The organism is Mycobacterium sp. P4_H6, assembly GCF_056400845.1.
This window is the reverse complement of record NZ_JBFUKN010000169.1, coordinates 1-3,757: the sequence shown is the minus strand read 5'-3', so window position 1 is coordinate 3,757 and position 3,757 is coordinate 1. Positions and strand designations below refer to the sequence as shown.

1 protein-coding gene is annotated in these 3,757 nt (G+C 64.6%); it reads right to left on the bottom strand.

From position 1 onward, the window contains the following. Positions 1-100: 100 nt before the first annotated feature. On the bottom strand, positions 101-3,757 hold a 3,657-nt coding region (locus tag AC1DTF_RS32225; RefSeq protein ID WP_477477020.1), incomplete at its 5' end, for an autotransporter outer membrane beta-barrel domain-containing protein.

Below are 3,757 nucleotides of genomic sequence, written 5' to 3'. Positions count from 1 at the left end.
TTCGCGGTCGAAAGAGATCGCCGCATGATGGAGCTTCGCGGGACGAGCCTTCAATGTGGACGACGCACTTGCTGAGACAGCGGCATACCTACCTGCCTACTCAGAACCTGACGCTGAGATCGAGCTTGGCGCCGTTGTCGGAAACGCCCGAGCCGAACTGCCCAGTATAGGAAATACCAAGCTTGGCCATAGGCGTGACGTCGAAATCGAGGCCGGCTTCGAGGACCGCGGCATCCCTTGCGATTGGCACGCCGGCGATGGTGAAGGCATTGCTGCCGGCAAAGGCCAGGGTGGACAGCGGCGTCACATTGCCAAAGGCGTGACGCCAGCCGATCATGCCGCGGGCGGTTGCGTCGATGGTGCCGAGCGCGAAATCGCCCGAGGCGCGGATACCGAGCGTGGTGAAGGTCGCATCGGTGTTCGAGCTGGTCTGCGAGAGTGCTGCCGATCCGCCGGTCTCGCTGAACGCGTCGGTGCGGACATTGACATAAGCGAGGTTGGCGAAGGGCTCGAAGGCCGCTGCCGCCGTGTCGATGCGGTAGCCGGCCTCGCCGAAGATCTGTGCCGTGGCGCCATCATAGTCGGCCGACAGCACCTCGGACAGGCCGGGGAAGTTGACAGCGCGACGGGTCTCGACGCTGTTCCAGCTATAGGCCGCCCCGGTGCGCAGCGACACAGCCCCCCATTGGCTGCCGCCATAGGCGCCGAGATAGTAGCTGGTGGCATTGCCGGAAGAAGCGCGGTCATCGACATCAAAGGACGAGTGGCTGAAGCCGGTCATCAAGCCGACGCGCCAGGCATCGGAGACCAGGACATCGGCACCCAGCAAAAGCCCGCCGATGGAGCGGTCGAAGGCGGCGGCATTGCCGTCGCTGTCTGTGTCGCCCCACGAGCCAAAAGCATTGCCCCAGACCGCAAAGCGATCGGTATCCGCCGCGACGAGTTCGGCCCCACCCTCGCCATAGGCCAGAACTGGCGCGGGCGCGGCACCAATGCCGTCGAACGCAGCACGGATGCGGTCGGTCGCCGCATCGCGGACAAAGCGGCTGTCTTGGAGCAGCATGCCCTTGGCCGAGGCGTGGATTTCACCCGAAAGCTGGTTGAAGGCATAGACCGCGGCCGCGGCACTCGCCTGCGAAACGACAAGGTCGTAGAGCGTGTTGCCCTGACCGACGTCTTCGACACCAGCCGCGCTTGCGCATTCGTTGCCGCCGAAGCCGTCGAGGCAGAAGGCGACGCCGTTGCGGACGGCGCTGAGATAGACGTTGCTGGCGTCATAGCCGAGCGACACGTCCACATAGGGCAGACCTTCGGACAGCGCGGCAAAGGTGCCGCTGACGCCGCCGGTCGCAGTGAGGATCGTCCACTGGCGGCCCGGCAGATAGACGCCGCCCACGTCGGGGATAGCCACCATGCCGCCAACCAGCGTCGCGCTTCCGGTGGTGATGAATTTGTCGGCCTGTCCCAGGGCATTGACGTCGATCGCCAGGACCGATCCCGCTTCGAACCGCGCATTGCCGCCGGTCTGGCTGACGACATCGCCAACCACGCTATTGGCCATGGTGAGCGCGCCGCGATTGACGAAACTGGCCATGTTGTCAAACAGGGTCGACACTGGCACGGCGCCATTGGCGCCGCCGATGATTGCGCCATTGACGCTGTTGGTCAGCGTGCCGCCACCGAAGTGGTTTTCGCCGCCCGCCGTGTTCCAGGCTGCGTTGTTGGTCATCGTATTGGCGCCCACGCCGAAGTCGACCGTGCCGATGATGCCACCGGCATTGGTCAGTGCCACCGGGCCGCCGAAGGCCTCGATCGCAAGGCGCGTCGACAGCCGGGAACTATTGCGCACCAGCCCATTGGTGACGATGGTGATCGGTAGGCCGCCGGACTTGGCGGCGATGGCGCTGACCCCGCCTTCCACAAGGCCATTGGTCGTGATGCTTGTCGGGCCGGCGCCCAAATTCGTCGTGTAGATGCCATACAGCCTGCCGGCAACGCCTGCGGCATTCACCGTCAGGCCGGTTGTCGCAGCGCTATCATTGAATGCGTATATGCCGAAGCCTGTATTCGCGGTCACCTGGCCTGTCACCGTCACGCTGGTCGCGCCGGTGCCCTGGTTCCAGGCGTAGATGCCGGTCAATTCTGCGGTGACGCCTGCCGCATTCACGCTGACGCCGTTGGCAGTGACGCCGTTATAGGCCTGGATGCCGTTGCCCTCGACCCCTGTCACGAGGCCCGTTGCAGTGACGGTGGTCGCACCGGTACCGTCGTTATAGGCATAAATGCCGTCGACGTTGCCGGTGACGGCTGCGGCATTCACTGTAAGGTCAGTTGTAGTACCGGCGTTTTGACCCCAAATGCCGGTGGCACTGGTCCCGGTTACCTGGCCGGTTGCGGTGACGGTGGTCGCGCCGGTGCCGTCGTTGGCGGCGTAAATACCGTCGATGTTGCCGGTGACGGCTGCTGCATTCACCGTAAGGTCAGTTGCAGTGGTGGCGTTTTGGACCCAGATGCCGTTGAGACCGGTCCCGATCACTAGGCCTGTCGCGGTCACGCTGGTGGCGCCGGTGCCTTTGTTGGCGGCGCTAATGCCGGTGTAGCGGCCGGTAACGCCTGCCGCGTTCACCGTCAGGTCGCCCGCAGTGGCGGCGTTCTCGACGTAGATGCCGGTAGCACTGGTCCCCGTTACCTGGCCGGTTGCGGTGATGGTGGTCGCGCCGGTGCCGTAGTTGACGGCCCTAATACCGTCAACGTTGCCGGTGACGCCTGCGGCCTTCACCGTCAGGTCGCCCGCCGTGGCGGCGTTCTCGGCGTCAATGCCGGTGCCATTCGTCCCGGTCACCTGGCCCGTTGCGTTCACGCTGGTGGCGCCGGCGCCGTTGTTGCCGACGACAATTCCGTTGTTACCGCCGGTGACGCCTGCGGCGTTTACCGTCAGATCTGTCGCCGTGGTGGCGTTCCAGGCGCCAACGCCGTTGCCATTGGTCCCGGTCACCYGGCCGGTTGCGGTGACGCTGGTCGCACCGGTGCCGTCGTTGGACGCATAAATACCGTCGGCGTTGCCGGTGACGCCTGCAGCGTTCACCGTCAGATCGGTTGCTGTGGTGGCGTTCCAGGCGTCAATGCCATTGCCATTGGTGCCGGTCACTTGGCCCGTTGCGGTAACGCTTGTGGCGCCGGCGCCGTTGTTGCCGACGATAATTCCAGCGTTGCCGCCGGTGACGCCTGCGGCGTTCACCGTCATGTCGCCCGCCGTGGCGGCATTAACGGCGTAGATGCCGCTGCCATTGGTCCCGGTTACCTGGCCTGTCGCGGTGACGGTGGTCGCACCTGTGCCGTTGTTGGAAGCGTAAATACCGTCGGCGTTTCCGGTGACGCCTGCTGCGTTCACCGTCAGATCGGTCGCCGTTGAGGCGTTCTCGGCATTGATGCCGATGTCACTGGTGCCGATTACCTGGCCTGTCGCGGTGACGGTGGTCGCGCCTGTGCCTTCGTTGTAAGCGTAAATACCGTCGACGTTGCCGGTGACACCTGCGGCGCTTACCGTCAGGTTAGTTGCAGTGGCGGCGTTTTGGACCCAGATGCCGTTGAGACCGGTCCCGGTCACCTGGCCTGTCGCGGTGACGTTCGTCGCACCAGTGCCGTTGTTGGCTGCGATAATGCCGGCGTTGCCGGTGACACCTGCGGCATTCACCGTGAGGTCGGTTGCCGTCGCGGCGTTCTCAACATAGATGCCGGTGCCATTGGTCCCGGTGAC